This is a genomic window from Sphingobium sp. UBA5915, assembly GCF_002431195.1.
GTDB classification, from domain to species: domain Bacteria; phylum Pseudomonadota; class Alphaproteobacteria; order Sphingomonadales; family Sphingomonadaceae; genus Sphingobium; species Sphingobium soli.
In genome coordinates this window covers 1-4,887 of sequence record NZ_DJDV01000110.1, presented here as the reverse complement: position 1 = coordinate 4,887, position 4,887 = coordinate 1, and the positions used below count along the sequence as shown (strand labels likewise).

2 protein-coding genes are annotated in these 4,887 nt (G+C 68.0%); both read left to right on the top strand.

All coding sequences use genetic code 11. From position 1 onward, the window contains the following. Window positions 1-3,140: DUF2126 domain-containing protein (locus B2V90_RS19675; RefSeq protein WP_293922908.1), on the top strand; the 3,140-nt coding region annotated here is incomplete at its 5' end. Then, window positions 3,137-4,887: circularly permuted type 2 ATP-grasp protein (locus B2V90_RS19670; protein WP_293922906.1), on the top strand; the 1,751-nt coding region annotated here is incomplete at its 3' end. The genes B2V90_RS19675 and B2V90_RS19670, both read left to right, overlap by 4 nt.

Below are 4,887 nucleotides of genomic sequence, written 5' to 3'. Positions count from 1 at the left end.
TCTCGATCGAGGTCGACCTGCTCGCCGATCTCGACATCATCAACCCGTTCGACTTTTTCGTGGAGCCTTATGCGGAAAATTACCCTTTCGCCTATGATGACCAGCTGAAGACCGACCTTGCCGCCTATTTCGACGTGGAGGATCAGGGGCCGCTGTTCGAGGCGCTGGTCGCCGAACATCAGGGGCATGAAGGCCGCACCGTCGATTTTCTGGTGGAGGTCAACCGTCGCCTGCAAAGCCAAGTCGGCTATGTGATCCGCATGGAAACCGGCGTGCAGACGCCGGAGGAAACGCTGGACATCGGCACCGGCTCCTGCCGCGATTCCGCCTGGCTGCTGGTCCAGTTGCTACGCCGGCTGGGGTTCGCCGCCCGCTTCGTGTCGGGCTATTCGATCCAGCTGGTCGCGGACGTGGAGCCGATCGAAGGGCCAAAGGGCGTCAGCCAAGACGTTGTCGACCTTCACGCTTGGGCCGAAGCCTATGTGCCGGGCGCGGGCTGGGTCGCACTCGACGCCACCAGCGGCATGTTCGCGGGCGAAGGCCATATTCCGCTCTGCGCGACGCCCCATTATCGCTCCGCCGCGCCGATCAGCGGCATGGCCGAACCAGCGGAAGTCGACTTCCGCTTCGAAATGTCGGTCAGCCGCATTGCCGAAGCCGTGCGCATCACCAAGCCCTTCACCGACACCCGGTGGGACGCGGTCATGGCGCTGGGCGAACAGGTCGATGCCGACCTCCGGCGCCAGGACGTGCGCCTCACCATCGGCGGCGAACCGACCTTCGTCGCGCAGGATGGCGGGGACGCGGGCGAATGGAATGGCGACGCCGTCGGCCCGACCAAGGCGGCTTATGCCGACCGGCTGATCCGCAAGCTGCGCAGCGACTTCGCGCCCGGCGGCCTGCTGCATCACGGGCAGGGCAAATGGTATCCGGGCGAAAGCCTGCCGCGCTGGGCCTATGCCGTTTATTGGCGGACCGACGGCGTCCCGCTGTGGCGCGACGAAAGCCTGATCGCGACGGATGAAGCCCCTGCGGACGCGCGGCCGACCACGGCGCAGGACGCGCAGGCGTTCCTCACCGCGCTGGCCGCCACTATGGGCTTTTCGGCCGATTATACCCATCCCGTCTATGAAGATCCGGCGGTGTGGATGGTGAAGGAGGGCGATCTTCCCATCAACACCGATCCGCAGGATCCGGCCATCGCCGATCCCGAAGCGCGCGCACGCATGGTCAAGACGTTCGAACGCGGCCTCGATAAGCCGGTCGGCTATGTCCTGCCAGTCCAGCGCTGGCAAAGCCAGGCTGCGACGCCGCGCTGGCAGAGCGAAATCTGGCAGCTGCGCCGGGGCAAGCTGTTCGCGGTGCCGGGCGATTCGGCGCTCGGCTATCGCCTGCCGCTGGGATCGCTGCCGCATGTGCCCGAATCGGACTATCCCTATATCCATCCCCGCGACACGAGCGAACCGCGCGGGCCGCTCGCCGACGCCCGCGCGCAAGTGAGCGAAGCTGCCAGCCGTGAGGAAGCGCAGCGCGTCCAGCGCGTCGCCGATGCCGAAGGCGGCGCAGCCGCGCAGGACCGGGTCGAACAGGTCATCATCGAAGGCGCGGTGCGCACCGCCATCACGGTCGAACCGCATGGCGCACACCTGTCCGTCTTCCTGCCCCCGGTCCGCGAACTGGAAGATTATCTGGAATTGATCGCGCAGGTCGAGCGCGTCGCCGAAGCCACCCGCATCCCCGTCAGGATCGAAGGCTATGCGCCGCCCCCCGACCCGCGCCTCAACGTGCTCAAAGCCACGCCCGATCCCGGCGTGATCGAAGTCAATGTCCACCCCGCCGCCAGCTGGCGGGACACGGTCGATATCACCGAACGACTTTACGCCGCCGCGCGCGAATGCCGGCTGACGGCCGACAAATTCATGGTCGATGGCCGCTCGATCGGCACGGGCGGCGGCAATCATATCGTGCTCGGTGGGCCGACCCTCAATGATTCGCCCTTCATCCGCCGCCCGGACCTGCTCAAGAGCTTCGTCCTCTACTGGCAGCGGCACCCCTCGCTCTCCTATCTCTTTTCGGGCCTGTTCATCGGGCCGACCAGCCAGGCGCCGCGCATCGATGAAGCCCGGCATGACGGGCTCTACGAACTGGAGATCGCACTCGCGCAGGTGCCCGATCCGACGCGCGAGGGCGAGGACAAGCTGCCGCCGCCCTGGCTGGTCGACCGCCTGTTCCGCAACCTGCTGGTCGACGTGACCGGCAACACCCACCGCACCGAAATCTGCATCGACAAGATGTTCTCGCCCGACGGCCCGACTGGACGACTGGGTCTTCTGGAATTTCGCGGGTTCGAAATGCCGCCCGAAGCGCGGATGAGCCTCGTGCAGCAATTATTGCTGCGCGCGCTCACCGCCTGGTTCTGGCGTCACCCGCAACAGGGCGGCTTCGTGCGCTGGGGCACGGCGCTGCATGATCGCTTCATGCTGCCGCATTGCGTCTGGTCCGATTTTCTGGAGGTGCTCGCCGACCTGCGCGGCGCGGGCTATGATTTCGACCCCAACTGGTTTGAAGCGCAGCGCCAGTTCCGCTTCCCCGTCCATGGTCAGGTGGATGCGGGCGGCGTGGGCATCGAAATCACCCATGCGCTCGAACCCTGGAACGTGCTGGGCGAAACCGGGGCGATCGGCGGCACGGTGCGCTATGTCGATTCATCGACCGAACGGTTGCAGGTACGCGCCACCGGTCTGGTCGCGGGGCGCCACATCGTCGCCTGCAACGGCCGCCGCGTGCCGATGAGCCCCACCGCCGTGCCGGGCGAAGCGGTGGGCGGCGTGCGGTACAAGGCGTGGACACCGGCCAATTGCCTGCACCCGCAACTTCCGGCCAACGCACCGCTTACCTTCGACGTGTTCGACAGCTGGAGCGGCCGGTCGCTGGGCGGCTGCGTCTATCATGTCGCGCATCCGGGCGGACGCAATTACGATACATTGCCGATCAACGGTTATGAGGCTGAATCCCGACGCAAGGCGCGATTCCAGGATCATGGCCATACACCCGGACCTGTCGACATGCCGCCGGCCGAACTGCCCGGCGAATTCCCCATGACGCTCGACCTGCGCCTGCCCCGCCAGCCGGGCGCATGAACCAGGCGGACGCCCTCGCGCCTTCGCTGGGGGCAGGCAACTGGGCCGACGCCTATCTCGCCGCCGCACCGCGCGGCGACCTGTTCGCCGATGCCGCCCCGGACACGGCCGGGCACTGGCGCGCGATGCTGGACCGGCTGTCCGCGCAGGCGAAGGGCGATCCGGCGACGCTCGCCGATCATGTCGCGCGTCAGGCTGCCGACCTTGGCCTTGCCTTCCGCCTGACCGGCGATGAGCAGGAACGTGCCTGGCCGCTGGGGCCACTGCCGCTGCTGATCGACGCCGCGCAGTGGAGCCACATCGAATCGGGCCTCATTCAGCGCGCCCGGTTGCTCGAGCGGATCGTCGGTGACATTTACTCCACCCAGTCGCTGGTGCGCGACGGGCATCTGCCCGCCAGCGTCGTTACCGGCAGCACCCATTATTGGCGGGTGATGACGGGCACCGCGCCGCCCAACGGCCATGTCCTTCATTTCTACGCCGCCGATATCGGCCGGGGCCCGGGCGGCGAATGGCGCGTGCTCGCCGACCGGGTGCGCACGCCCGTAGGCGTCGGCTATGCGCTGGAAAACCGCCTCGCTTTCTCGCGCGCCACCGGCGACCTTCTCGGCGCGATGAACGCGCGCCGGCTCGCCCCCTTCTTTTCCGACCTGCGCCGGGGCCTGGCCGCCGACTGCGCCCGCTCGGACCCGCGTATCGGCCTGCTCACCCCCGGCCGTTTCAACCAGAGCTATGCCGAACAGGCGCATCTCGCCCGCTATCTCGGCCTCATGCTGGTGGAAGGCGACGACCTCATCGTCTCCGATGGGCGCCTGTTCGTCCGCACCATCCAGGGGTTGAAGCGCGTCGATGGCCTGTGGCGCTGGATGGACAGCCGCTTTCTTGATCCGCTCGCCTTTGACGGCCAGTCGCGGATCGGCGTCGCCGACCTCTTTGACGCCTGCGCGCGCGGCGGGCTGATGGTCAGCAACTGGCCGGGCGCGGGCGTCATCGAATCGCGCGCGCTCGCCGCCTTCCTGCCGCAACTGGCCAGGGCCGTGCTGGGCCAGGACCTGCTCCTTCCCAATATCGCCACCTGGTGGTGCGGCCAGCCGCGCGAGCGCGATCATGTCCGCGCCCGGCTCGATCAACTGGTGATCGGCTCCGCCTTCGATCAGCCCGCTGCCGGCCTACCCGAAGCGCCCTTCCTGCCCGGCGCGACGCTCGACGCCGACCAGCGCGCGCGCTTGCTTGACGCGCTCGACCGGCGGCCGATGGACTATGTCGGGCAGGAAATGGTGAAGCTCTCCACCACGCCCGCAATCATCGACGGACAACTCACCCCCCTGCCCTTCACTCTGCGCATCTTCGTTGCGCGTGACGGCGCGGGGCAGTGGCGCGTCATGCCCGGCGCCTTCGCCCGGCTTGCCGCCCATGGCGACATCCGCGCGGCGCTAATGGGCCGGGGCGACATCTCCGCCGACATGTGCGTGATTGATCGTCAGCCAGCGTCCGCCGAAAGCCTGCTGGGGGGCGGCGCGCCCGCCATCCGCCGGATCGGCGGCATGTTGCCGGCCAAGGCAGCGGACAATCTCTTCTGGCTCGGCCGCTATATCGAACGGACCGAAGCGACGCTGCGCCTCATCCGCGCGGTCGCCGGCGGCTCGATCGAGGCCGATCTTGGCCCCTCGCTCGCCAGCCCAACCATGGGACGGCTGGTCGGCCTGCTTGCCGCCTGGGGCGCGGTGCCCGCCGGCTCGGGCGGCAC